General features: G+C 73.2%; 19 protein-coding genes and 1 riboswitch. Of the genes, 12 read left to right on the forward strand and 7 right to left on the reverse strand.

Translation table 11 applies throughout. The features are described from left to right. Positions 1-250 precede the first annotated feature (250 nt). The 5 genes from QYM41_RS01215 to QYM41_RS01235 all read left to right on the forward strand — a co-directional run bounded on the left by QYM41_RS01215 (position 251) and on the right by QYM41_RS01235 (position 5,857). On the forward strand, positions 251-1,009 hold the full coding sequence (locus QYM41_RS01215; RefSeq protein WP_368797906.1) for a succinate dehydrogenase/fumarate reductase transmembrane subunit: 759 nt from the start codon (positions 251-253) through the stop codon (positions 1,007-1,009). Between the two features lie 159 nt (positions 1,010-1,168). After that, positions 1,169-1,891 carry a succinate dehydrogenase/fumarate reductase iron-sulfur subunit gene (locus QYM41_RS01220; RefSeq protein WP_368797907.1) on the forward strand — a complete coding sequence of 241 codons (723 nt, stop codon included), beginning with the start codon at positions 1,169-1,171 and terminating at the stop codon, positions 1,889-1,891. Positions 1,892-1,971: 80 nt separating this feature from the next. Then, positions 1,972-3,591, forward strand: a complete 1,620-nt coding sequence (locus tag QYM41_RS01225) for an SLC13 family permease (RefSeq protein ID WP_368797908.1) — start codon at positions 1,972-1,974, stop codon at positions 3,589-3,591. 380 nt (positions 3,592-3,971) lie between these two features. Next, entirely contained in the window at positions 3,972-5,366 is a 1,395-nt protein-coding gene (locus tag QYM41_RS01230; RefSeq protein WP_368797909.1) for an O-acetylhomoserine aminocarboxypropyltransferase/cysteine synthase family protein, read from the forward strand. Beyond that, the gene (locus QYM41_RS01235) at positions 5,363-5,857 is read left to right on the forward strand and encodes a CoA-binding protein (protein ID WP_368797910.1); all 495 of its coding nucleotides are present in this window, start codon (positions 5,363-5,365) and stop codon (positions 5,855-5,857) included. Before QYM41_RS01230 ends, QYM41_RS01235 begins: the two co-directional genes overlap by 4 nt. Before the next feature lie 96 nt (positions 5,858-5,953). Here the strand turns inward: QYM41_RS01235 and QYM41_RS01240 are convergent, their stop codons facing one another. The 3 genes from QYM41_RS01240 to ilvD all read right to left on the reverse strand — a co-directional run bounded on the left by QYM41_RS01240 (position 5,954) and on the right by ilvD (position 10,076). After that, positions 5,954-6,475, reverse strand: a complete 522-nt coding sequence (locus QYM41_RS01240) for an OsmC family protein (RefSeq protein WP_368797911.1) — start codon at positions 6,473-6,475, stop codon at positions 5,954-5,956. 61 nt (positions 6,476-6,536) lie between these two features. Beyond that, positions 6,537-8,015 (reverse strand): alanine/glycine:cation symporter family protein, encoded by a 1,479-nt coding sequence (locus tag QYM41_RS01245; protein ID WP_368797912.1) that lies wholly within the window; start codon positions 8,013-8,015, stop codon positions 6,537-6,539. Between the two features lie 228 nt (positions 8,016-8,243). Continuing rightward, positions 8,244-10,076, reverse strand: a complete 1,833-nt coding sequence (gene ilvD / locus QYM41_RS01250; RefSeq protein ID WP_368797913.1) for a dihydroxy-acid dehydratase — start codon at positions 10,074-10,076, stop codon at positions 8,244-8,246. 240 nt (positions 10,077-10,316) lie between these two features. On the opposite strand from ilvD, the gene QYM41_RS01255 reads away from it, so the two are divergent. After that, positions 10,317-11,843, forward strand: a complete 1,527-nt coding sequence (locus QYM41_RS01255) for a gluconokinase (protein WP_368797914.1) — start codon at positions 10,317-10,319, stop codon at positions 11,841-11,843. Positions 11,844-12,202: 359 nt separating this feature from the next. Next, on the forward strand, positions 12,203-12,487 hold the full coding sequence (locus QYM41_RS01260; protein ID WP_368797915.1) for a hypothetical protein: 285 nt from the start codon (positions 12,203-12,205) through the stop codon (positions 12,485-12,487). A gap of 177 nt (positions 12,488-12,664) precedes the next feature. Here QYM41_RS01260 and QYM41_RS01265 read toward each other — a convergent pair whose 3' ends face one another. From QYM41_RS01265 to QYM41_RS01275, 3 genes are read right to left on the reverse strand one after another with little or no spacing between them, the layout of a single operon-like run. After that, positions 12,665-13,855 (reverse strand): acetyl-CoA C-acetyltransferase, encoded by a 1,191-nt coding sequence (locus tag QYM41_RS01265; protein ID WP_368797916.1) that lies wholly within the window; start codon positions 13,853-13,855, stop codon positions 12,665-12,667. Beyond that, on the reverse strand, positions 13,852-14,556 hold the full coding sequence (locus QYM41_RS01270; RefSeq protein WP_368797917.1) for a CoA transferase subunit B: 705 nt from the start codon (positions 14,554-14,556) through the stop codon (positions 13,852-13,854). Before QYM41_RS01270 ends, QYM41_RS01265 begins: the two co-directional genes overlap by 4 nt. Then, a complete protein-coding gene (locus tag QYM41_RS01275; protein WP_368797918.1) occupies positions 14,553-15,290 on the reverse strand; it encodes a CoA transferase subunit A in 738 nt (245 codons plus the stop codon). The genes QYM41_RS01270 and QYM41_RS01275 overlap by 4 nt, the downstream gene beginning before the upstream one ends. Positions 15,291-15,431: 141 nt before the next feature. Between QYM41_RS01275 and QYM41_RS01280 the strand changes: the two genes are divergently transcribed. After that, entirely contained in the window at positions 15,432-16,211 is a 780-nt protein-coding gene (locus tag QYM41_RS01280; protein ID WP_368797919.1) for an IclR family transcriptional regulator, read from the forward strand. Between the two features lie 165 nt (positions 16,212-16,376). On the opposite strand, the gene QYM41_RS01285 is transcribed toward QYM41_RS01280, so the two are convergent. Then, the gene (locus QYM41_RS01285) at positions 16,377-17,141 is read right to left on the reverse strand and encodes a 3-hydroxybutyrate dehydrogenase (protein WP_368797920.1); all 765 of its coding nucleotides are present in this window, start codon (positions 17,139-17,141) and stop codon (positions 16,377-16,379) included. Between the two features lie 192 nt (positions 17,142-17,333). After that, positions 17,334-17,433, forward strand: a riboswitch (SAM riboswitch). Between the two features lie 13 nt (positions 17,434-17,446). Between QYM41_RS01285 and QYM41_RS01290 the strand changes: the two genes are divergently transcribed. The 4 genes from QYM41_RS01290 to QYM41_RS01305 all read left to right on the forward strand — a co-directional run bounded on the left by QYM41_RS01290 (position 17,447) and on the right by QYM41_RS01305 (position 23,561). After that, positions 17,447-18,649 (forward strand): cobalamin-independent methionine synthase II family protein, encoded by a 1,203-nt coding sequence (locus tag QYM41_RS01290; protein ID WP_368797921.1) that lies wholly within the window; start codon positions 17,447-17,449, stop codon positions 18,647-18,649. 179 nt (positions 18,650-18,828) lie between these two features. After that, positions 18,829-20,046: a cobalamin-independent methionine synthase II family protein gene (locus tag QYM41_RS01295; RefSeq protein WP_368797922.1), complete on the forward strand. Its 1,218-nt coding sequence runs from the start codon at positions 18,829-18,831 to the stop codon at positions 20,044-20,046. Between the two features lie 251 nt (positions 20,047-20,297). Beyond that, positions 20,298-21,707 (forward strand): MFS transporter, encoded by a 1,410-nt coding sequence (locus QYM41_RS01300; RefSeq protein ID WP_368797923.1) that lies wholly within the window; start codon positions 20,298-20,300, stop codon positions 21,705-21,707. Positions 21,708-21,878: 171 nt separating this feature from the next. Continuing rightward, positions 21,879-23,561, forward strand: a complete 1,683-nt coding sequence (locus QYM41_RS01305) for a thiamine pyrophosphate-binding protein (protein ID WP_368797924.1) — start codon at positions 21,879-21,881, stop codon at positions 23,559-23,561. Positions 23,562-23,578 lie beyond the last annotated feature (17 nt).

The raw sequence follows: 23,578 nt of genomic DNA on the forward strand, positions 1-23,578 counted from the left end.
CGGCGCCCCTCACGCGCGAGGGGTCACTTCCGCTGCTCATTACGGGTGAGGGGTCGCTTTCTGTCGGAACGAGCCACTCGCACCGGCAGGAAGCGACCCCTCGCGCCGGGGCGGAGGCCGCCGCGGGGGTCGGTGCGGAGGCCGGCGCAGGGACCTGCGCGAGGCGGAGAACGATCCCTCCGCGACGGTCCGTGACGCCCAGCGCAAGCACGTTGAGACTTGTGACGTCTCAGCCCGCACCGCCCCTAGGATGAATGCCGTGAACGTGTCCCCCCGCTCCGCACGCACCGACCGCTCCGCGCCGGCCGGGCCGCTGCCCGCCCTGCCGACCCCCGAGCTCAAGCTCGCGATGGCCGGCTCCGGCGCGCTGTTCTCGGCCTACGTGCTGGTGCACATGCTGGGGAACCTGAAGGTCTACCAGGGCGAGGAGAAGTTCAACGCCTACGCCGCGTTCCTGCGCACCGCCGGCGCCCCCGTGCTCCCCCGCGGCACCGTGCTCTGGGCGGCGCGCTCCGTCCTCGCCGCCGGGCTGGTCGTGCACGCGGGCGGCGCCGCGGTGCTCACCGCGCGGTCCTGGGCGGCGAACGGGACGCTGCTGCCGCGCCCGGGCCGGCGCCCGCGGGGGCGCCGGCGCTCCCCGTGGGCGGTGGCGAAGCGCTCGATGCGCAGCACGGGCGGCGTGCTGGGGCTCTTCACGGTCTTCCACGTCCTCGACCTGACCCTCGGCGCCCGGCCCGCCGCGGCCCGGGGCTTCGAGCACGGCAGCGCCTACGCCAACCTCGTGGCCAGCCTGTCCCGCCCGCCCGTGGCCGCGGCCTACGCCGTCTCGATGGCCGCGCTGGCCGCGCACCTGGTGCACGGCATCCCGGAGATCGCCAACGACGTGGGCGTGGCCGGCGACCACCGGTTCCAGCGACGGCTGCGGATCGCCGCGAACGCCTTCGGCGCCGCGGTGGCCGCCGGCAACACCACGATCCCGGTCGCCGTGCTGACCCGCGCCGTGCGCTGAGCGCGGGAGCCGCCGCCCGGCACCGGCGGGACGGACCCGCCGGCACGGCCTCCCCGGCGCGATCCTCCCCCGCACGGATCCCCCGGCACCACTTCCGCCGACGACATCCCCGACGACATTCCCCGACGACATTTCCCGAGACGACAAGGACCCGAGCGAGTGAGCACCTTCTCCCTGACCGTGGACGTGTGGCGCCAGCCCTCCCCGGAGGAGCCCGGGGACTTCACGGCCTACGACGTCCCGGACGCGAGCCCGGAGATGACCGTGCTCGAGCTGCTCGACCGCATCAACGCCCGGCTGGAGGCCGCCGGCGAGGACCCCGTGGTCTTCGACGACGGCTGCCGCGAGGGGGTCTGCGGCAAGTGCGGGGTGACCGTCGACGGCGTGGCGCACGGGCCCGAGCGCAACGCCGCGAGCTGCATGCAGCACCTGGGCGCCTACCGGGACGGGGACCGGGTCCGCATCGAACCGCTGCGGGCGTCCTCCTTCCCGGTCAAGCGGGACCTCTCCGTGGACAAGAAGGCGCTGCGCCTGGTGGCCAAGGCGGGGAAGTTCCCCGTGGCGATGAAGGCCCTCGCCAACGGCGGCTGCATCAGCTGCGGGGCGTGCGTGGCGTCCTGCCCCAACGGCTCCGGCCAGCTCTTCGTGGGGACGATGCTCAAGGAGCTCCCTCCGCTGGCCACGGACGACGCCGAGCGCCGCGAGCGCTCCGCCAAGGTGATCGACGCGGCGGAGCAGGAGTTCGGCCCCTGCTCCCTCCTCGGCGACTGCGTGGAGGTCTGCCCGGCCGGGCTGCCGATCGAGAACCTCTCCGCGGTGGCGCGGGAGAACCTGCGCAACCGCTTCCCGCGCCGGGGCGGGGACACGCCGCACCCGGGCTGACCCCGCGCGGCGGACCTTGCCGCCCGGGTGCGTGACTGCTACTTTTCGGGCACGTCACCACAACCCGTGAGGTGGGTCACATGAGCGAGCGCTCCGGCAACATCGTTCCCGAGCAGGGCGAGTTCGACTACGAGCCGGAGGACCGCGATCCCGCCCGCGCTCCCGGCAGGACCTGGCTCTACCGGGGGCTGGGCGTGCTCCTGGCCCTGGTCGTCTGGTTCCTGCTGGGCGGGGCGGAGGTCTCGGCCGACGCCCGGGTGGTGGGGGCGGTGGCCACGCTGATGGCGGTGTGGTGGATGACCGAGGCGGTGCCGCTGTCCATCACCTCGCTGCTGCCGATCGTGCTGTTCCCGGTGCTCACCGCCCTGGAGGTCTCGGCGGTCACGGCCCCGTACGCGAACCCGATCGTGTTCCTGTTCCTGGGCGGGTTCCTGATCGCGATCGCGATGCAGAAGTGGAACCTGCACCGCCGGATCGCGCTGCTGACCCTGCGCCGTGTGGGCACGCATCCGCGCCAGATCATCCTGGGCCTGATGATCTCCACCGCGTTCCTGTCGATGTGGGTGTCCAACACCGCGACCACGCTCATGATGCTGCCGATCGGGCTGTCCGTGCTGACCCTGGTGGTGGAGAACAGCCGCAACGCCGGCAGCCGGGCCCAGACCGCGGCCATGGGCGAGGAGATCCGCTCGGGCAGGGCCATCAGCGACGTCGTCGACGACCGCGACGTGCGCCTGTTCGGGGTGGCCCTGGTTCTGGCCATCGCCTGGGCCGCGACCATCGGCGGGCTGGGGACGCTGCTGGGCTCCCCGCCCAACGCCATCGTGGCCGGCTACATCAGCGAGGAACTGGGCCGCACCGTGGGCTTCGCCCAGTGGATGATGCTCGGGGTGCCCATCGTGGTCGTGTTCATCGGGCTGGCCTGGCTGCTGCTGACCCGGGTGATCTTCCGCTTCCACCTGGACGAGGTGCCCGGGGGCAAGGAGCTGATCAACGAGGAGATCGCCGCCCTGGGCCCGATGAGCAAGGGCGAGAAGACCGTTCTGGCCGTGTTCGTCACCGCGGCGTTCTTCTGGATCGTGCCGGGGCTGCTCTCCGGGATCGGGGACCTCGGCGAGCAGCTGCCCTGGCTGGCGCTCTTCGACGACACGGTCGTGGCCATCGGCGCCGGCGTGCTGCTGTTCCTGCTGCCCGGCGACAAGCAGGGCAACATGACCCTGGAGTGGAACGACGCCGAGGAGGGCCTGCCCTGGGGCGTGCTGCTGCTCTTCGGCGGCGGGCTGTCGCTGGCCGCGGCCGTGGCCGGCACCGGTCTGGACGCCTGGTTCGGCGAGCAGGTCTCCGGGCTCGGGGCGCTGCCGATCGTGCTGCTGCTGGCGGCGGTGGTCACGATCGTGCTGCTGCTGACCGAGATCACCTCCAACACCGCCACCGCGGCCACGTTCATCCCGATCCTCGGCGGGGTCGCCGTCGGCATCGGGGTGGACCCGATGACCCTGCTGATCCCGGCCGCGCTGGCGGCGACCTGCGCGTTCATGCTCCCGGTCGGCACCCCGCCCAACGCCATCGTCTTCGCCACCGGCCAGGTCAAGATCGCCGAGATGGTCCGCGGCGGCATCGTGCTCAACATCGTGGGCGTCATCCTGATCACCGTCTTCACCGTCCTCATCGGCCCCGTCGCCCTGGGCCTGATCATCTGACCCCGCACAGCCCGCGGGAGCCCCGGCCGTGGCAGGGCCGGGGCTCCCGCACGCCACGCCGTGCGCCCGCACCGTGCCCAGGCCCCCACCAGGAGCGAGCCCCGCACCGTGACCCGGCCCCGCACCGAGGCCGGGGCGGACCCCGCGCTGCGCGCCGCCCCCGGTTGGCGCCGGACGGCCCGGGGCAGCACAATGGGAGGCAGCCATCCCGAGCGGCCGAGAGACCTGGATCGCCGACGCCGCAGCAACCGGGGTCGTCGTCGCCGACCGCCCGGTGCTACCGCCAGGACCGATGGAGCAGCGCACCCCCGGCCCGCCCGCACGGGTCCGCCTCCGCCCGGGACCGTCCGGCGGCACCACTCGCACGAGGAGTTCTCCCCATGGCCGACCACCAGTTCGGGTTCCGCACCCGCGCCCTGCACGCCGGGGGCACCCCCGACGCCGAGCACGGCGCCCGCGCGGTGCCGATCTACCAGACCACCTCGTTCGTCTTCAAGGACGCCGACGACGCCGCCAACCTCTTCGCCCTGCAGAAGTACGGCAACATCTACTCCCGCATCGGCAACCCGACCGTCGCGGCCTTCGAGGAGCGCATCGCCTCCCTCGAAGGCGGGATCGGCGCCGTGGCCACCGCCTCCGGGATGTCCGCCGAGTTCCTCGTGTTCGCCGCGCTCGCCCAGGCCGGGGACCACATCGTGGCCTCGGCCCAGCTCTACGGGGGGACGGTCACCCAGCTGGACGTCACCCTCCGCCGCTTCGGGATCGAGACCACGTTCGTGCCCGGCACCGACCCCGCCGACTACCGGGCCGCGCTGCGCCCGGGCACCAAGGCCGTCTACACGGAGGTCGTGGCCAACCCCTCCGGGGAGATCGCCGACCTCGCCGGCCTCGCCGCGGTCGCGCACGAGGCCGGTGTCCCGCTGGTCGTCGACTCGACGATGACCCCGCCGTACCTGATCCGCCCGTTCGAGCACGGGGCGGACATCGTGATCCACTCCGCCACCAAGTTCCTGGGCGGCCACGGCACCACGCTGGGCGGCGTCGTCGTCGAGTCCGGCCGCTTCGACTGGGCCAACGGCAACTTCCCGTCCATGACGGAGCCGGTGCCGACGTACAACGACGTCACCTGGTGGGGGAACTTCGGGGAGTACGGGTTCCTGACCAAGCTGCGCACCGAGCAGCTGCGGGACATCGGCCCGGCGCTGGCACCCCAGTCCGCGTGGAACCTGCTGCAGGGCGTCGAGACGCTGCCGCAGCGCATGGACGCGCACCTGGCCAACGCCCGGGTCGTCGCGCGGTGGCTCGAGGCGGACCCGCGCGTCGCCTACGTCAACTGGGCCGGGCTGCCGAGCCACCCCCACCACGAGCGGGCGCAGAGGTACCTGCCCCTCGGCCCGGGCTCCGTCTTCGCCTTCGGCGTCGCCCCCACGGACCGGCTCGGCGGGCGGGAGGTCGGTGCGCGCTTCATCGAGAACCTGCAGCTGGCCAGCCACCTCGCCAACATCGGCGACTCCCGCACCCTCGTCCTGCACCCGGCCTCGACCACCCACCAGCAGCTGACGGCCGAGCAGCTGCTCGGGGCCGGGGTGCGGGAGGACCTCATCCGCCTGTCGGTGGGCCTCGAGGACGCCGAGGACACCCTCTGGGACCTGGACCAGGCCCTCACCGCGGCCACCGGGCTGACCCGGGAGGCCTCCGGCCCCGCAGCCGGTGCTCCCGCCGGCGTCCCTGCCGGCACCGCCACGGCGACCACGACCGAAGGAGCGCTCCGATGACCGCCGAGAACCGCACCTGGCAGGGGCCGAGCGCGCCCGAGCGGCTGGCCATCCTGCACGGCACCGAGTCGATCGCCGTGGTGGGCGCGTCCGACAAGCCGTCCCGCGCCTCCTACTTCGTCTCGACCTACCTGCTGTCCTCGTCGCCGTACCGCGTGTACTTCGTCAACCCGCTGCTGGACGAGATCATGGGCCGGCCGGTCTACCCGTCCCTCGCCGACCTGCCCGAGGTCCCCGACATGGTCGACGCGTTCCGCCGCCACGACGACCTCCCCGGGGTGGCCCGCGAGGCCGTGGACGTCGGGGCGCAGACGCTCTGGATGCAGCTGGGCTCCTGGCACGAGGAGGCCGCCAGGATCGCCGAGGAGGGCGGGCTCGACGTCGTCATGGACCGCTGCGTGAAGATCGAGCACGCCCGCTTCCACGGCGGGCTGCACCTGGCCGGCTTCAACACCGGGGTCATCTCGGCGAAGCGGCAGGCCCTGGCCTGAGGCCGTCCCGCAGCACGCCCCGGATCCGCCCCGGAACGCCGGACGACCCCGGAAGCCTGGAGCTTCCGGGGTCGTCCGGCGTTCCGGGGCGGGCGGCTACGCGCGCTCGAGCACGAAGCGCACGTCGGCCTTCAGGCTCTGGCTGACCACGCAGTACCGCTCCGTGGCCCGCGCGAGGCGCTCCAGGCCGGTGTCGTCGAGATCCGCGTCCACCCGGGCGGTCACCACGACGTCCTGGACCCCGACGGGAACGCTCCGGTCGACGCCCAGGGTGCCGCGGGCGTCGAACATCCCGTCGGCGGTCAGCTCGGCCGAGCGCACCTCCACGCCCATCGCCGTGGCGACGCTGCGCAGGGTCACCCCGGCGCAGGCCAGGAGCGCGTCGAGGAGCATGTCCCCGGAGCAGGCGTCGCTGCCGTCGCCGCCGGTGGCGGCGTGCGGACCGCCCCGCACGGGGCCGGCCCACGTGTCCACCGTGCAGCTCAGCCCGGGGTCGCGGAAGTCGCCGCGGGAGTGCAGGGGTGTGCGGGCCGCCGCGGGGTCCTCCCGGTAGCGGTCCTTGAGGGGCGCCTGGAGCTGCCGGAGCTCCGCAGCGGTGATCTGGGTTCGAGATTCCATGCTGTCACTGTAGAGCGTCCGGCGCGGACGGCACCACGCGGGGCGTCCGCGCCGGACGGGCTCAGCGGGTGCGCTCGGCGACCTGCTCCTCCCAGTAGGCCCGGGTGGTCACCACGTCCGTGCCGTCCCACGCGCCGAGCCCGGACAGGCCCGGGACGTCGCCGCTGTGGAAGATCGGCTCCACGCCCTGCTTGCGCTGGGCCTCGTAGTTCTTGAGCACCCGCACGGCCACGCCGGCGAGCAGGACCAGGGCCACCAGGTTGATGGTGGCCATGACGGCCATGAACAGATCGGCCAGGGACCAGACGAGGTCCAGGGCCAGCACGGCGCCGCCGAAGACGAACACCAGCACGAGCACGCGGTAGGCGGTCATCGCCGCGGCCGAACCGGTGAGGAAGCGGATGTTGGACTCGCCGTAGTAGTAGTTGCCGATCACGGAGGTGAACGCGAACAGGAAGATCGCCACGGTCAGGAAGTGCACCGCCCAGCCGCCCAGCTGCAGGGCCAGCGCGGACTGGGTCAGGGACGCGCCCTCCCGGCCGCCGAACTCGGGGTCCGAGAGGAGCACGATGAACGCGGTGATCGAGCAGATCAGCCAGGTGTCGAAGTACACGCCCAGCGCCTGCAGGAAGCCCTGCTTCGCGGGGTGGGACACGGACGCGGTGGCCCCGGCGTTGGGGGCCGAGCCCATCCCGGCCTCGTTGGAGAACAGGCCGCGCTTCATGCCCTGGATGATCACGCCGATCAGCCCGCCGGTGACGAACTCACGGATCCCGAAGGCCCCCTCGAGGATCCGGCCGAGCACCGCGGGGACCTCGCCGAGGTTCAGGACGACCACGAGCAGGCCGAGCAGGACGTAGAGCACCGCCATGATCGGCACGACGACCTCGGAGACCGCGGAGATCCGCCGGATGCCCCCGAAGATGATCGCCGCGGTCAGCCCCACGAGCACGGCGCCGACCAGGATCCGGAACCACAGGGCCTCCGCGGCGGCGATGTCGATGCTCAGGGAGCCGCCCAGGGCGTCCACGATCGAGTTGGACTGCACGGAGTTGAAGACGAACCCGTAGGTGAGGGTGATGACGACCGCGAAGAGCAGTCCCATCCAGCGCGCGCCGAGGCCGCGCTCCATGTAGTAGGCGGGCCCGCCCACGTACCCGGTGGGGGCCTTGATCTTGTAGAGCTGGCCCAGCAGGGACTCGGTGAACGCGCTCGCCGCGCCGATGCCGGCGATCACCCACATCCAGAACACGGCTCCCGGCCCGCCCAGGCTGATCGCGATCGCGACGCCCGCGATGTTGCCGGTGCCCACCCGGGACGCGGCGGAGACGGTGAAGGCCCGGAACGCGGAGATCCCCTTCTTCCCGTCCTCGGCGAGGCCGGGCTTGTCGCCCAGCACCCGGAACATCTCGGGGACCAGCCGCAGCTGCACCACCCCGGTACGGACGGTCAGGTAGAGGCCCACCCCGATGAGGATGGCGAAGACCACGTTCCACACCCAGCCGCCGAGGGTGCCGACGAGATCGGTGACGAGTTCCATTGCAGCTCCGAACTGTAGACGGACGCGGGCCCGGGGCAGGGGATCTCTGCGGGGCCCGCGTGGACGTTCGGGCGCGCCGGTCGCGCACCCCGACGGAACTCTAGTGGACGTGACGCCCCTCTCACCTCACCCCCTTGCCCGCCGAGGTGGCAGCGGACGGCGACCGAGGGGTGCTCGGTCGCCGTCAGCTGCCACCTCGGCGGGAGGGGGAGGAGGGAAGGGGGAGGGTCAGATCACGCGGACGGCGCCCTTGTCCGCGGAGGTGACCATCGAGGCGTAGGCCCGCAGCGCCTTGGAGACCTGGCGCTCGCGCGGCTTCGTGGGGTACCAGGGCGCCGGGCCCTTCGCCCGGCGCCGGGCGGCCAGCGTCGCGTCGTCCACGTTGACGCGCAGCACGCGGTGCGCGACGTCGATCTCGATCTCGTCGCCGGTCTCGATGAGGCCCACGGCCCCGCCGGCGGCGGCCTCCGGGGAGATGTGCCCGATCGACAGGCCGGAGGTGCCGCCGGAGAACCGGCCGTCGGTGATGAGGGCGCACTCGCGGCCGAGGCCGAGACCCTTGAGGTAGGAGGTCGGGTAGAGCATCTCCTGCATGCCCGGCCCGCCCTTGGGGCCCTCGTGGGTGATGACCACGATGTCGCCGGGCTGGACGTTCTTGGACAGGATCTCGAACACGGCCTCGTCCTGGGACTCCACCACGAAGGCCTTGCCGACGAAGTGGAACAGCTCCTCGTCGATGCCGGCCGTCTTGATGACCGCCCCGTCCTCGGCGATGTTGCCGTAGAGGATCGCCAGGCCGCCGTCCTGCGTGTAGGCGTGCGCCACGGAGCGGATGCAGCCGTCCTCGGCGTCGAGGTCGAGGGACTCGAACCTGTTGGCCGTGGAGAACGCCTGGGTGGTCCGCACGCCGCCGGGGGCGGCGAGGAACAGCTCCTGCGCCCGTGCGGAGGCCCTGCCGCTGCGGATGTCCCACTCGTCCAACCAGGTGGCCAGGTCCGGGGCGTGCACCGTGTGCACGTCCTCGTTGAGCAGCCCCGCCCGGCGCAGTTCCCCGAGGATCGCGGGAATGCCCCCGGCACGGTGCACGTGCTCGATGTGGAAGCGCGTGGAGTTCGGCGCGACCTTGCACAGGCAGGGCACCCGCCGGGACAGGGCGTCGATGTCCGGGAGCGTGAAGTCGATCTCGCCCTCCTGGGCGGCGGCGAGGATGTGCAGGATCGTGTTGGTGGACCCGCCCATGGCGATGTCGAGGGCCATGGCGTTCTCGAAGGCAGCCTTCGTGGCGATGTTGCGCGGCAGCACGGACTCGTCGTCCTGCTCGTAGTAGCGGCAGCACAGGTCCACCACCCGGCGGCCGGCCTCCAGGAAGAGCTCCTTGCGGGCCACCTGGGTGGCCAGCGTGGTGCCGTTGCCGGGCAGGGACAGCCCGAGGGCCTCGGTGAGGCAGTTCATGGAGTTGGCGGTGAACATCCCGGAGCAGGACCCGCAGGTGGGGCAGGCGTTGCGCTCGATCTGGCCCAGCTGCTCGTCGGTCACGGACTCGTCCACGGCCATGGACATGGCGTCCACGAGGTCCAGGCGGTGCTCGACGACGCCCTCGACGGCCTCGCCGGACTCCATGGGCCCGCCGGAGACGAAGACCACGGGGATGTTGAGCCGCAGCGCGGCCAGCAGCATGCCCGGCGTGATCTTGTCGCAGTTGGAGATGCAGACCAGGCCGTCGGCCCGGTGGGCGTTGACCATGTACTCCACGGAGTCCGCGATGATGTCGCGGGAGGGCAGGGAGTAGAGCATGCCGTCGTGGCCCATCGCGATGCCGTCGTCGACCGCGATGGTGTTGAACTCCTTCGCGACGCCGCCCGCCTCCTTGACCGCGGAGGCCACGAGATCACCCATGTCCTTCAGGTGCACGTGGCCGGGAACGAACTGCGTGTACGAGTTCGCGATCGCGACGATCGGTTTCCCGAAGTCGTCGTCGCCCATGCCGGTGGCACGCCACAGGGCGCGGGCGCCGGCCATGTTGCGGCCGTGGGTCGAGGTGCGGGAGCGGAGGTGGGGCATGACGGAGCTGCGTCTCCTTGGTCGAGGATGTCCGGAGGGTCCTGCGGCGATGTCCGGGGCGGAGCGGGCGGTCCCCGTGGGGGCGGAGCGCCCGGGCCGGCCGCCGGCGGCCCGCCGTCCAGAATACGCTTCGCCACCGCAACTTTCTGAGGGGCGGACGGCCGTCTCACCATGTGGTCCCCGGCACAGGGTGTCCTCCTACACTGGGGCCAGCCGCGCAGCCCCCAGGAGGAGCCCACCATGAGCCACCACCCGAGGCCCCCGCGGCCGGACGACGGCGCCGACTTCAGCGTGGAGCTGGACGAGGCGGTCGACCCGCTCGTCATGGCGCTCGACGTCGGCTCCACGGGCAGCCGGGGCGGTCTGCACGACGCCACGGGGACCCCGGTGCTCGGCTACCGGCACAAGATCGAGCACGAGTTCCGCACGGCGTCCGACGGCACCTCCGTGATCGACCCCGACCAGGTCGTGGAGGAACTGGCCGCGATCCTCGACCTCGTCCTCGCCGGTCCCGAACTGGCGGGGCGGGTGGCCGGGGTGGCCCTGGACACCTTCGCGTCCTCGCTCGTGGGGGTCGGGGACGACGACGAGGCCCTCACCCCCTGCTTCACCTACGCCGACTCCCGGTGCGGCGCGGAGCTGGCCGGGCTGCGCGAGGAGCTCGACGAACCCGCCACCCTGCAGCGCACCGGAGCCCGGCTGCACACCTCCTACCTGGCCCCGCGGCTGCGCTGGATCCGGGAGACGGACCCGCGGACGTGGGAGCGGGCGCGGCGGTGGATGTCGCTGGGCGAGTACGTGCACCTGCGCCTGCTGGGCACCGCATGCGCCGGGACCGCCACGGCCGCCTGGACCGGCCTGCTGGACCGGCGCACGGGCCGGTGGGACGAGCCGCTGCTGCTCGCCTGCGGCCTGGACGCCGGGCAGCTCAGCCCGGTCCTGGACCCGCACGAGCCGATCCCGGACGTCGCGGCGTCCGTGGCCGAACGGTGGCCGGTCCTCGAGGGGGCGCACTGGTTCGCACCGGTGGCCGACGGGCTGAGCGCCAACCTCGGATCGGGGGGCGCCGACGCCTCGACGCTGGTCGTCTCGGCCGCCACCTCCGGGGCCGCGCGCGTGCTGCTGCACCGGATCCCGGAACGGGTGCCGAGCGGGCTGTGGTGCTACCGCATCGACGCGCAGCGGTGCCTGCTGGGCGGGGCCCTCAACGACGTCGGCCGGGCGATCAGCTGGCTCGAGGACACCCTCGCCCTGCCGGAGGACACCACGCTGGAGGACGTCGCCGCGGCGGAGGTCACGGAGGGCACCCCGGTGGTGCTGCCCTTCTTCACCGGCGAGCGCTCGACCGGCTGGGCCGGCGGCGCCCGGGCGGTGCTGGCCGACGTGACCGCCGCGTCCACCGGCGCGGACCTGGCGCGGGGCGTGCTGGAGGGCGTGGCGGCCTCCTACGCGCGGGTGGCCGAGCAGCTCGAGGACGTCGCCGGCGGCGTGGAGCGCGTCGTCGCCTCGGGCAGCGCGTCCCAGGACGTGCCCGGGCTGATGCAGATCCTGGCCGACACCCTGGGCAAGCCGGTGGCGCGCGCCGAGTTCAAGCGCGCGACCCTGCGCGGCACAGCCCTGCTCGCCCTCGAGACGCTGGCCCCGGACGTCGAGCGGGCCCGCCCGCCCTACGGCCCGGCGCACGAGCCGGAGCCGGACCGCGCGGAGCACTACCGTGCGGTCCGCGCCCGCTTCGAGGAGCTCTACGGCGCCGTCGTCGCCTCCTGACCCGGCTCCTGCCCCGTCTCCCGACCCGCCGGCCGGCCCGCCTCCCGACCCGCCGGACTCACCAGCTCCGCCCGAGACCGGGGGTCTCTTCCGCGCCTCTCGGGCCGGACCGGTGCGCTCGGCGGACGTGACGGGCGGGGCCGGGGCGGCGACGCGGGGCCGGGCGGGGCGGGCTGGCGGGGGCGGGGTGGGCTCTGCGTCGGCTGGGAGCGAGCCGGACGTTTCCTCACACGGGGACACAATGGTGTACCTCCGCGAATACCGTGGCCCCGGCACCACCCCTTTCCTACGGTGGAACCCGTGGACGGATGCACCAGCCTCCCGCCCCGCACCCCCCGCACCGTACGGAAGGAACCGCGATGGACGACTCCCTGGGCATGGAACAGGCCGTCAGACTGCACCAGGCGCTCGAGCGCGCGTCGATCCCGCACCGCCGGCTCTGGGTCCGCTACCTCGGCCTCGGCGGGAGCGCCGACGAGCTCGAGGTCGGGGCGTACCTGCACCGGTGCCTGGAGCTGCCGCCCCGCGAGCGGGACCTGCTGGCCTGGGCGGCCAACACGCTGCTGGACCGCCGGTACCACCCGCGCGTCCCCACGAGCGCCGATCTCCTGCGCCCGGCGAGCGCCCGGGAGCGCACCGCGTGAGCCGGCGGCTCCCGTGCGCCCACCCCGGGAGCCGCCCCCACTCCCCGGGCCGCGGCGAGGCGGCCCCCTGACCGCCGTGGACGCCGACCCGGCCGCCACGGCCCCGGAGACCCACAGAGGGCCCGGAGGACCACGGAGGACGGTGGTCATCCGGGCCCGGGGCCGGACGGACGAGGGTCAGTCGCGGTGGAGCAGCAGCGCCTCGCCCTGGCCGCCGCCGCCGCACAGGGACACGGCGGCGCGGCCGGACCCGCGGCGGGCGAGCTCGAACGCCGCGTGCAGCGCCAGGCGCGCCCCGGAGGCGCCGATGGGGTGGCCGACGGCCACGGCCCCGCCGTGGATGTTGGCCCGCTCCAGCGGGTAGTCGAGGTCCCGCAGCGACTGGATCAGCACGGACGCGAACGCCTCGTTGATCTCGATGAAGTCCAGGTCCTGCACGGACCAGCCGGCCCTCCCGAGCGCGGCCTCGATCGCCCGGGACGGCTGGGAGTGCAGCGAGGTGTCGGGCCCGGCCACCTGTCCGGCGGCCCCGACCACGGCCAGGTACTCGAGGCCGTGGCGCTCGGCGTACTCCCGGCTGGTCAGCACCACGGCGGCCGCGCCGTCCGACAGGGGCGAGGAGTTGCCGGCCGTGATCGTGCCGTCCTGCGCGAAGGCCGGGCGCAGCCGCGCCATGGACTCCGCCGTGGAGTCCGGCCGGACGCCCTGGTCGGTGTCGACGACCAGCGGCTCGCCCTTGCGCTGCGGCACGGACACGGGGGCGATCTCGTCGCGGAAGACGCCCTCCTCCGCGGCGCGGGCCGCGCGCTGGTGGCTCCGGGCGGCGACCTCGTCCTGCTCCTCGCGGGAGATCGAGCGCTCGCCGTTGCCGGACTCGGTGAGCGAGCCCATGGACACGCACGCGGCGACGTCCACGAGCCCGTCCTTGGCCACCGCGTCCTCGAGCTTGAGGTCGCCGTAGCTCTTGCCCTGCCGCACGCCCATCGCGAGGTGCGGGGCGTTGGTCATGGACTCCTGGCCGCCGGCCACCACGATCTCGGCCTCGCCCGCGCGGATCATCCGGGCGCCGTTGGTGATGGCCACGAGCCCGGAGAGGCAGACCTTGTTGACGGTCTCGGCGGGCACGCTCAGCGGGATGCCCGCCGTGACGGCCGCCTGGCGGGCCGGGTTCTGCCCGGCGCCGGCCTGCAGGACGTGGCCCATGAGGACGTAGTCCACCTGCTCGGGGGTGATCCCGCCGCGCTCGAGCGCGGCCCGGATGGCGTGGGCGCCCAGCTCGGCCGCGGTGAGGGAGGCCAGGTGGCCCAGGATCTTGCCCTGGGGCGTGCGGGCGCCGGACAGGACGACGACGTCGGTGGCGGTGCTCATCGGTTCTCCTCAGCGCCGCCGGGAGCGGCGGCGGTCTCGGTGGGGACGGTGTCGGGGGTGACGTCCTGCAGGTCGGTGCGGAAGGACGCCTCGGTCTTCTCGCGGATCTCGTCCTCGCTGACGCCGGGGGCGAGGCTGCGCAGCACGAGCCCGCCGTCCTCGACGTCGAACACGCACAGGTCCGTGACGATGCGGTCGACCACGCGCACGCCGGTGAGGGGGAGGTCGCACTCGGTCCTGATCTTGGCGGAGCCGTCCTTGGTCACGTGCTCGGTGAGCACGACGACGCGGGGGGTGCCCGCCACGAGGTCCATGGCCCCGCCCATGCCCTTGACCATCTTGCCGGGGATCATCCAGTTGGCGAGGTCGCCGCTGCCGGAGACCTGCATGGCGCCGAGGATCGCGATCTTGACGTGGCCGCCGCGGATCATCCCGAAGGAGGTGGCGGAGTCGAAGACGGACGCCCCGGGCAGCAGGGTGATGGTCTGCTTGCCGGCGTTGATGAGGTCCGGGTCCTCGTCGCCGTCGTACGGGAACGGGCCCATGCCGAGCACGCCGTTCTCGGACTGCAGCACCACGTTCACACCCTCGGGCAGGTTGTTGGCCACGAGGGTGGGGATGCCGATGCCGAGGTTGACGTAGTCGCCGTCGGAGAGCTCCACGGCGGCGATCGCCGCCATCTCGTCGCGGGTCCAGCTCATGCCTGGTCTCCGTTCTGCTGGTCGGCCCGCCCGGTCGGGCGGGGACGGACGGTGCGCTGCTCGATGTCCTTGGGGGCGCCGCTGTAGCGCGCGACGTGCTGGACGTAGACGCCCGGGGTCACCACGTGGTCCGGGTGGATCCCGCCGACGTCCACCAGGTGCTCCACCTCGGCGAAGGTGACCTTCCCGGCGGTCGCGACGACCGGGTTGAAGTTGCGCGCGGTGTAGCGGTAGACGAGGTTGCCGTCGGGGTCGCCGGTGTGGGCGTGCACGAGGGCGATGTCGGCGACGATGCCGCGCTCCTGCACGTAGGTCTCGCCGTCGAACTCGGCGTGCGGCTTGCCCTCGGCCACGAGGGTGCCGACCCCGGTCTTCGTGTAGAAGGCGGGGATGCCCGCGCCGCCGGCCCGGAGCCGCTCGGCGAGGGTCCCCTGGGGGTTGAACTCGACCTCGAGCTCGCCGTCCAGGTACTGCTGGGCGAACAGCTTGTTCTCGCCCACGTAGGAGGCGAGGACCTTCCGCACCTGGCGGTTCTCAAGCAGCACCCCGAGTCCCTTGCCGTCCACGCCCATGTTGTTGGAGACCACCGTGAGGTCCGTGACCCCGGAGTCCCGCACCGCCTCGATGAGATCCCGGGGGATCCCGCTCAACCCGAAGCCGCCCACGGCGAGCGTCATGCCGTCCTGCAGGCTCTCCGCCAGCAGCTCGGCGGCGTTGTCCCTGACCTTGGACACCTGGTCCCTCCCTCTCGTCCGACTGTGACTCAGCACTCAATCTAGGGAGCCTCCACATACCGGTCAACAGAATCGGCGGAATGACAGCCCTTCTCCTCAGCATCCGGCCATTCACGGGCACGGTGTCCATATAGTGGAGCCATGGGAGCGGAGCGGGAGACGGGATCGGGGACCCAGGTGGTCCACCGGGTGGGGCGGCTGCTGCGGGCCGTGGCCGGCCGGGAGCAGGGCAGCACGGTGGCGGAGCTCGCGGCGCAGACCGGGCTGACCCGGCCCACCGTGCACCGGCTGCTCACGGGGCTGGCCGAGGAGGGCCTCGTGGACCGGGACGCGGGGACGGGGACCTGGCAGCTGGGTCCGGAGCTGTACGTGCTGGGCGCCGTGGCGGCCCACCGCTACCCGATCCGGGAACTGGCCGGGCCCTCGCTGCGCCGGCTCGCGGAGGCCACCGGCGAGAGCGCGTTCCTCTCGGCCCGCCGCGGGCTGGAGACGGTCTGCCTCGCCCGGGTCGAGGGCGCGTTCCCCATCCGCTCGCACGTCCTCTACGAGGGCCTGCGGCTGCCCCTGGGCGTCGCCTCGGCGGGGCTCGCGATCCTGGCCCACCTCCCGGACCCGGAGGTGGAGCGGGTCCTCGCGGCCACCGCCGGGGCACGCGCCGGGTGGGGGCCGCTGCACACGCCCGAGCGGATCCGCGAGCTGCTCGCGGACGTGCGGCGGGAGGGCTTTGCGGTGAACCCCGGGCTGATCGTGGAGGGCAGCTGGGGCATGGCCGCCGCGGTCTTCGACGCCACGGGGGCCCCGGTCTACGCCCTGAGCCTCACGGGCATCGAGCCGCGGTTCACCGGTGAGCGCCGTCAGCCCCTGGGACGGGCCCTGCTCACGGAGGCCCACCGGCTCTCCCGGGAGCTGGGCCACCGCTGAACGTCCCGGTCCGGCCGGGCCGCCGGGAGTGCCCGGGATTCCGGGGCCTGCGGACCGGCGGGACCGGCGAGACCGGCGGAACCGGGCCGATTGCCGCCCGGATGCCGGCCCGCCCGGATGCCGCCCGGGCCAGGCACGGCGGCCCGCCGCCGGGCGGGGCGGGGCTCAGCGGGCGGTCCAGCCGCCGTCCATCGTGTAGGACGCCCCGGTGACCATGGACGCGTGCGGCCCGGCCAGCCAGGCCACGAGGCTGCCGACGTCCTCGGGCTCCACGAGCTTCTTGACCGGCGTCTCGCCGAGCATGATCCGCTCCACCACCTCGGACTCCGGGATCCCGTGCACCGCGGCCTGGTCCGCGACCTGCTTCTCCACCAGCGGGGTGCGGACGTAGCCGGGGTTGACGCAGTTGCTCGTCACCCCGTGCGCCGCCCCCTCCAGGGCGATGGTCTTCGAGAGCCCCTCGAGACCGTGCTTGGCGGAGACGTAGGCGCTCTTGTACGGCGAGGCGCGCAGGCCGTGGACGGACGAGACGTTGACGACCCGCCCCCACCCCTGCTCGTACATGTGCGGCAGCGCGGCGCGGACCAGCAGGAACGGGGACTCCAGCATCAGGACCAGGATCCGGTGGAAGTCCGCCGGGTCGAACTCGTGCAGGGGGGAGACCTTCTGGATGCCGGCGTTGTTGACCAGCACGTCCACCTCGAGGCTCAGGTCCGCGAGCGCCGCGGTGTCGAGCAGGTCGACCGACCAGGCGCGGCCGCCGAGCTCCTCGGCGACGCGCTGCGCGCCGGCCTCGTCGACGTCGGCCACGACCACGTGCGCGCCGGAGCCGGCGAGGGCCCTGGCCGCCGCCAGGCCGATGCCGCTCGCGCCGCCCGTGACGAGCGCCGTGCGGCCCTCGAGGTCCTGCTGCTGGGGCGTCTGGGACATGGGAGTCCTTCCTCTGGTCCGCCGTGCCCGCGGGGTGAGGGGCACGGATCATCGCCACGGTATGTGATCCGGGCCATGTTCGCGAAGGGCATCGCCGCACGGGAGCGGGCGCCGGACGGCGTCACACGGCGTCATGTCCGTCATCCGGGCCCCGAATGGCGCCGGGCGCACGCGTGCGGTTGGATGACAGGGTCACCATCCAGAGCGGCCGAGAGATCTGGCTCGACGACGCCGCAGCAACCCGGGCGACGGCCCCCGTCCCCTCCGGTGCTACCGCCAGGACCGATGGAAAGGACCGACGCCCCATGCTGCGCAGCACGGACCGCATCCGCACGACCCACGCCGGGTCCCTCCCGCGCACCCCGGCGCTGCTCGAGGCCAACCGGGCGAAGGGCGGCGCCCCGGGGCCCGAGCACGAGGCCCTGCTCCACGACTCCGTGCTGGACGTGGTCCGCCGGCAGCGCGAGGCCGGGATCGACGTGGTCAACGACGGCGAGTACGGCCACGCCATGGCCGCGGACGTCGACTACGGCGCGTGGTGGCACTACGTCTTCGCCCGGATCTCGGGCCTCACCCCGGGGGAGGTGGGACTGTGGGAGCAGGAGCCGCAGCGCTCCTCCCCCGGCCGCGTGGTCCTGACCAGCTTCGGGGACCGCCGGGACCGCCAGGCCTTCCACGACGCCTACACGGACCCCGCCTCGGGGATCACCACGGGCACGCAGGCGCCGTTCCCGAGGATCACCGGGAAGCTGGAGTACACGGGTCACGCGGCCGTGGAGGCCGACATCCGCCACCTCCGGGCCGCCCTGCGGGCCACGGGCGCGAGCGAGGGCTATCTCGCCGCGCTGTCCCCGGGCTCCTGCGCCCGGCTGGAGAACACCCACTACGCGGACGAGGACGAGGTGCTCGCCGCGTGCGCCGAGGTCATGCGCGAGGAGTACAGGGCCATCACCGACGCCGGGCTGATCGTGCAGATCGACGACCCCTCCATCGCGGAGAACTGGGACCAGGTCAACCCCGAGCCCGGCGTGGAGGACTACCTCGCGTTCACCCGCAAGCGCGTCGAGGCCCTCAACTACGCCCTGGAGGGGATCCCGGAGGAGCAGGTCCGCTTCCACCTGTGCTGGGGCTCCTGGCACGGCCCGCACACCACCGACCTCGGCTTCGAGCACCTGGTGGAGCTCGTGCTCTCCATCCGGGCGGGCGGCTACAGCTTCGAGGCCGCCAACGCCCGGCACGAGCACGAGTGGAGGGTCTGGCAGGACCACCGGCTGCCCGAGGGCAAGGTCCTCGTCCCGGGCGTCGTCTCCCACGCGACCAACGTGGTGGAGCACCCCGAGCTGGTGGCCGACCGGATCGAGCGCTTCGCCCGCCTGGTGGGGCGTGAGAACGTCATCGCCTCGACCGACTGCGGGCTGGGCGGGCGGATCCACCCGCAGATCGCCTGGGCCAAGCTCGAGTCGCTCGGCCGGGGCGCCGAGCTCGCCTCCCGCCGGCTCTGGTCCTGACCGGCACCGCCGCCGGCCGGTCCCCGCGACCGCCCGCCGCTCGCGGCCGGCCCCCAGCCGCCCGCCGCTCCCCCTGCTGTCCGCGGCTGCCCGCCGCTCCCGCCGCCCGCCGCTCCCGCCGCCCGTCGTTCCCGCCGCAAGTCGTTCCCGCCGCAAGTCGTTCCCCGAGGAGGACACGCATGACCATGCAGAACACCGACCACGTGCAGACCACGCACGTGGGCTCCCTGCCGCGCACCCCGCGGCTGCTGGAGGCCAACCGGCAGCACGCCGAGGGCACCATCACGTTCGAGCAGCTCACCGAGGAGCTCGCCGTCGGCGTCGAGGACGTGGTCCGCCGGCAGCGCGAGATCGGCCTGGACGTCGTCAACGACGGCGAGTACGGGCACACCATGTCCAGCGCGGTCGACTACGGCGCGTGGTGGAACTACTCCTTCTCCCGCCTCGGCGGGCTCACGCCGTCCGACGAGGACCGGTGGGCGTCCACGGAGAAGAGGCGCTCCTCGCCCGGGCACATCGTGCTCACGAGCTTCCCGGACCGCCGGGACCGCGAGCGGTTCCGGGAGGCGTACGAGGACCCGGCGTCGGGCATCCTCACGGGACGCTCCTCGACCACGCAGCCCAAGATCACCGGGCCGCTGAGCTACACCGGGCAGGAGGCGGTGGCCTCGGACGTGCGCCACCTCCGGGCCGCCATGACGGCCGCCGGGGCGGGGACCGGGTTCGTCGCCGCCCTCTCCCCCGGCTCCGCCGCGCGCGTGACGAACGAGTACTACCGGACCGACGAGGAGCTCGTCTACGCGTGCGCCGACGCGATGCGCGAGGAGTACCTGGCGATCACGGACGCGGGGCTGACCGTGCAGATCGACGACCCCTCCATCGCGGAGTCCTGGGACCAGGTCAACCCGGAGCCCACGGTGGAGGACTACCTGGCCTTCACGCAGCTGCGCGTCGAGGCGCTCAACCACGCGCTGCGGGGGATCCCCGAGGAGCAGGTCCGCTTCCACCTGTGCTGGGGCTCCTGGCACGGCCCGCACACCACGGACCTCGAGCTGAAGCACCTCGTGGACCTGATGCTGACCATCAACGCCGGCGGCTACACCTTCGAGGGCGCCTCCGCCCGCCACGCCCACGAGTGGAAGGTCTGGCGGGACCACCCGCTGCCCGAGGGCCGGGTCATCATCCCCGGAGTGGTCTCGCACTCGACGAACGTCGTGGAGCACCCGGAGCTGGTGGCCGACCGGATCGAGCAGTTCGCCTCCGTGGTGGGCCGCGAGAACGTCGTGGCCTCGACCGACTGCGGTCTGGGCGGACGGCTGCACCCCCAGATCGCCTGGGCCAAGCTCGAGTCCCTCGTCGAGGGCGCCCGCCTGGCCACGGAGCGCCTCTACCGCTGAACCGCCGCGGACACCCCGCCCCCGGGCCCGGTCCTCCCCCAGGACCGGGCCCGGGGGCGTTGCCGTGCCCGGCCGAGCCGGGGCCCGCACGGGATCCGCGTCACAGTCGTGACAGGAGCGCGGACGGTGTGCCGCACAGGGTGACAGGCGTCACGTCGAGCCGTAGTATCTCCCATAACTACCGAACGTTCGGTCACATTGCGTTCGGTTCCGCCGAGGACCTCGTCGTCCCCGATTTTCCTGGAGATCCCATGGCGCACACTTCATCCGCCCCGGCCGGGCGGCACGAGATGTCGCGCGAGGAGCGCAAGGTCCTCGCCGGCACCCTCGTGGGCACCACCATCGAGTGGTACGACTTCTTCATCTACGCCCAGGCGGCGGCCTTCGTCCTGGCCCCGCTGTACTTCGCCCCGCTGTCCGAGGAGAACGCCGGTCTCGCCCAGGTGGTCGCGTGGGCCTCCCTCGGCATCAGCTTCCTGTTCCGCCCGCTCGGCGCGGTGGTCGCCGGGCACCTCGGCGACAAGTACGGCCGCAAGCTCGTCCTGGTCCTCACCCTCGTGGGCATGGGCGCGGCGACGATGCTGATCGGCCTGCTGCCCACCTACGCCACCATCGGCGTCTGGGCGCCGATCCTCCTGGTGCTCCTGCGCGTCATGCAGGGCTTCTCCGCCGGCGGCGAGTGGGGCGGCGCGGCCCTGATGTCCGTGGAGCACGCCCCGCGCAACAAGCGCGGGCTCTTCGGCGCCTACCCGCAGATCGGCGTGCCGCTGGGCATGCTGCTCGCCACGGGCTTCATGTTCGCCGTCACCTCGGCGATGTCCCCCGAGGCCTTCCAGGCCTGGGGCTGGCGCATCCCGTTCATCTCCTCCGTGGTGCTCATCGTGGTCGGCTACCTGATCCGCAAGACCGTGGACGAGTCCCCGGTGTTCAAGGAGATGCAGCTGCGCAAGAAGGAGTCCTCCGCTCCCCTGGGCCAGCTGTTCAAGCACAACTCCAAGCAGGTCACCCTCGCGGCCCTGATCTTCGCCGCCAACAACGCCGCCGGCTACCTGGTCATCGCGTTCTTCGCCTCCTACGGCGCCAACGTGCTGGGCATGCCGCGCTCGCAGACCCTCATCGCGTCCCTGATCGGCGGCGTGGGCTGGCTCGTGTTCACGATGTTCGGCGGCTGGATCTCGGACAAGATCGGGCGCGTGCGCACCTTCCAGATCGGCTACGGGATCATCATCCTGTGGGCCGTGCCGATGTGGTTCCTGCTCGACACCGCGTCCCTGCCGCTGTTCGCCCTGTCCATCGTGATCCTCACCGTGGGCCTGGGCCCGTCCTACGGCCCGCAGTCGGCGCTCTACGCCGAGATGTTCCCCGCCCGGGTGCGCTACTCGGGCGTCTCGATCGGCTACGCCTTCGGCTCCATCATCGGCGGCGCGTTCGCCCCGATGATCGCCCAGCTGCTGCTCAACGAGACCGGGATGTCCTGGACGATCGGCGTCTACATCGCGGGCATCGCGATCGTCTCCTTCATCGCCGTGTCCATGGTCCCCAAGAACATCCAGGAGATCGACCTGCACGTCCAGGACGTGCACGAGGACTACGTCTCCGAGCACCCCGAGGCCGCCGAGATCCTCGCGGCCGCGGAGGCCGCCGAGCGCCGGCGCGACTGACCGCGACGGCAGCCCGGCACGGGCGGAGCCGCCCGCCGGCACCCACGGGTGCGGGCGGGCGGCTCCGCCCGTGCCGGCACCACCCCGAGCACACCCAGCTCCCGCCCCGGGCCCCGCCCCGAGCACACCCCGCTCACACCCAGGACCCCGCTCCGCCGGAAGGACTTCTCCATGACCACCCACACGACGCCCGATCCGCTGCTCCCCACGGTCTCCACGGCGGTGGCGGACGTGCTGGCCGAGCGCACCGACCACCTGTTCGGGCTGATGGGCAACGGCAACGCGCACCTGATCAGCTCGCTGACCTCCCGCGGCTTCGGCTTCACCTCCGCCCGGCACGAGGCCGCCACCGTGGCGATGGCCGATGCCTACCACCGGGCCACCGGGCGCGTCGGGGCGGCCACGACCACCTACGGGGCCGGGTTCACCAACACCTACACCGCCCTGGCCGAGGCCCGGATGGCCCGGATCCCGCTGGTCCTCGTCGTGGGCGACGCCCCCACCACGGGCGCCCGTGCCTTCGACATCGACCAGACCGGCGCGGCCGCCGCCGCCGGGGTCACCACCCTGACCGCCACCCCGTCCAACGCCACCGCGCTCACCCACCGCGCCTTCGACCTCGCCGCCCGCACCGTGCAGCCGGTGGTGCTGGCCATCCCCTACGACCACGCCACCGCCGCCCTCACCGAGCAGGTGGACCTGGAGCCGCTGCCGGCCAAGCCCGCCCACACCGCTGCGGCCGAGGAGCTCAACCGGATCGCCGGGCTGCTGCGGGGCGCGGAGCGGCCCCTGATCCTGGCCGGGCGCGGGGTGCTGCTGGCCGGAGCCAGCACCGCGCTCACCGAGCTCGGGGACCGCCTCGGAGCCCTGTTCATGACCTCCGTGATGGCCACCGGGGTCTTCGACTCCCCCTGGGACCTGGGCATCGCCGGGGGCTTCACCCGCGACCACCGCCTGGCCACGGCCCGCCAGGCCGACCTCGTCCTGGTCGCCGGGGCCTCGCTGAACGCCTTCCAGTCCCGCTACGGCACCCTCTTCGCCGAAGGCACCCCGATGATCCGCATCGACAACGAACCCGAGGCCGCGGTGGCCCACCCGGCCGTGACCGACTACCTGCGCGCGGACCTGGACGTGGCCCTGGCCGGGCTGCTGGCCCGCACCCCCGCCGTCGACCCGGCCCGCACCTGGCGCGCCGCGGCCCCCGAGGTCGCCGGGGACGCCTTCCGCTCCTCGGCCCCCACCGAGGACCCGGCCGAGTTCGGCCCCGACGGCCGGCTCAACCCCCGCGCCGTGGTCGCGGCCCTCGAGCACATCCTCCCCGCGGAGCGCTCGGTGGTGATGGACGGAGGCCACTTCATCGGCTGGGCCCCGATGTACCTCACCGTCCCCGACCCCCAGGCCATGGTCCTGGTCGGCACCGCCTTCCAGTCCATCGGCCTGGGCTTCGGCGCCGCCGCCGGGGTCTCGATCGCACGCCCCGAGCGCACCACCGTCTTCGTCACCGGCGACGGCGGCGGTCTGATGGGCCTGGCCGACCTCGAGACCTTCCTGCGCGCCACCCGCCGCGGGGTGATCGTGGTCCTCAACGACTCCGCCTACGGCGCCGAGCTGCACCAGTACGCCTCCAAGGGCCTGGACCCCACCGCGATGCTCATCGACGAGGTCGACTTCGCCGCCCTGGGCCGGGCGATGGGCGCGGCCGGGACCAAGGCCACCACCCTGGCCGACCTCCAGCACCTGCAGGACTGGCTGGACACCCACCAGGACGGGGTGTTCGTCCTGGACGTGGCCATCTCCCAGCAGGTCGTCGCCGAGTTCATGACCGCCTCCCTCACCGCCGGCCGCCGGCTCTGAGTCCCGCCCGGCCCCGC

The sequence above is a fragment of the Kocuria oxytropis genome (assembly GCF_040981195.1).
Taxonomy (GTDB): Bacteria; Actinomycetota; Actinomycetes; order Actinomycetales; family Micrococcaceae; genus Kocuria; species Kocuria oxytropis.

Excerpts from the sequence above, each read along its gene's own strand:
- QYM41_RS01265 (WP_368797916.1), bottom strand. The coding sequence starts at position 13,855 with ATGAGCACCGCCACCGACGTCGTCGTCCTGTCCGGCGCCCGCACGCCC.
- QYM41_RS01215 (WP_368797906.1), top strand. The coding sequence starts at position 251 with ATGAATGCCGTGAACGTGTCCCCCCGCTCCGCACGCACCGACCGCTCC.
- QYM41_RS01305 (WP_368797924.1), top strand. The coding sequence starts at position 21,879 with ATGACCACCCACACGACGCCCGATCCGCTGCTCCCCACGGTCTCCACG.
- QYM41_RS01235 (WP_368797910.1), top strand. The coding sequence starts at position 5,363 with ATGACCGCCGAGAACCGCACCTGGCAGGGGCCGAGCGCGCCCGAGCGG.
- QYM41_RS01240 (WP_368797911.1), bottom strand. The coding sequence starts at position 6,475 with ATGGAATCTCGAACCCAGATCACCGCTGCGGAGCTCCGGCAGCTCCAG.
- QYM41_RS01285 (WP_368797920.1), bottom strand. The coding sequence starts at position 17,141 with ATGTCCCAGACGCCCCAGCAGCAGGACCTCGAGGGCCGCACGGCGCTC.
- QYM41_RS01255 (WP_368797914.1), top strand. The coding sequence starts at position 10,317 with ATGAGCCACCACCCGAGGCCCCCGCGGCCGGACGACGGCGCCGACTTC.
- QYM41_RS01245 (WP_368797912.1), bottom strand. The coding sequence starts at position 8,015 with ATGGAACTCGTCACCGATCTCGTCGGCACCCTCGGCGGCTGGGTGTGG.
- QYM41_RS01295 (WP_368797922.1), top strand. The coding sequence starts at position 18,829 with ATGACCATGCAGAACACCGACCACGTGCAGACCACGCACGTGGGCTCC.
- QYM41_RS01280 (WP_368797919.1), top strand. The coding sequence starts at position 15,432 with ATGGGAGCGGAGCGGGAGACGGGATCGGGGACCCAGGTGGTCCACCGG.
- ilvD (WP_368797913.1), bottom strand. The coding sequence starts at position 10,076 with ATGCCCCACCTCCGCTCCCGCACCTCGACCCACGGCCGCAACATGGCC.
- QYM41_RS01260 (WP_368797915.1), top strand. The coding sequence starts at position 12,203 with ATGGACGACTCCCTGGGCATGGAACAGGCCGTCAGACTGCACCAGGCG.
- QYM41_RS01225 (WP_368797908.1), top strand. The coding sequence starts at position 1,972 with ATGAGCGAGCGCTCCGGCAACATCGTTCCCGAGCAGGGCGAGTTCGAC.
- QYM41_RS01230 (WP_368797909.1), top strand. The coding sequence starts at position 3,972 with ATGGCCGACCACCAGTTCGGGTTCCGCACCCGCGCCCTGCACGCCGGG.
- QYM41_RS01270 (WP_368797917.1), bottom strand. The coding sequence starts at position 14,556 with ATGAGCTGGACCCGCGACGAGATGGCGGCGATCGCCGCCGTGGAGCTC.
- QYM41_RS01290 (WP_368797921.1), top strand. The coding sequence starts at position 17,447 with ATGCTGCGCAGCACGGACCGCATCCGCACGACCCACGCCGGGTCCCTC.
- QYM41_RS01300 (WP_368797923.1), top strand. The coding sequence starts at position 20,298 with ATGGCGCACACTTCATCCGCCCCGGCCGGGCGGCACGAGATGTCGCGC.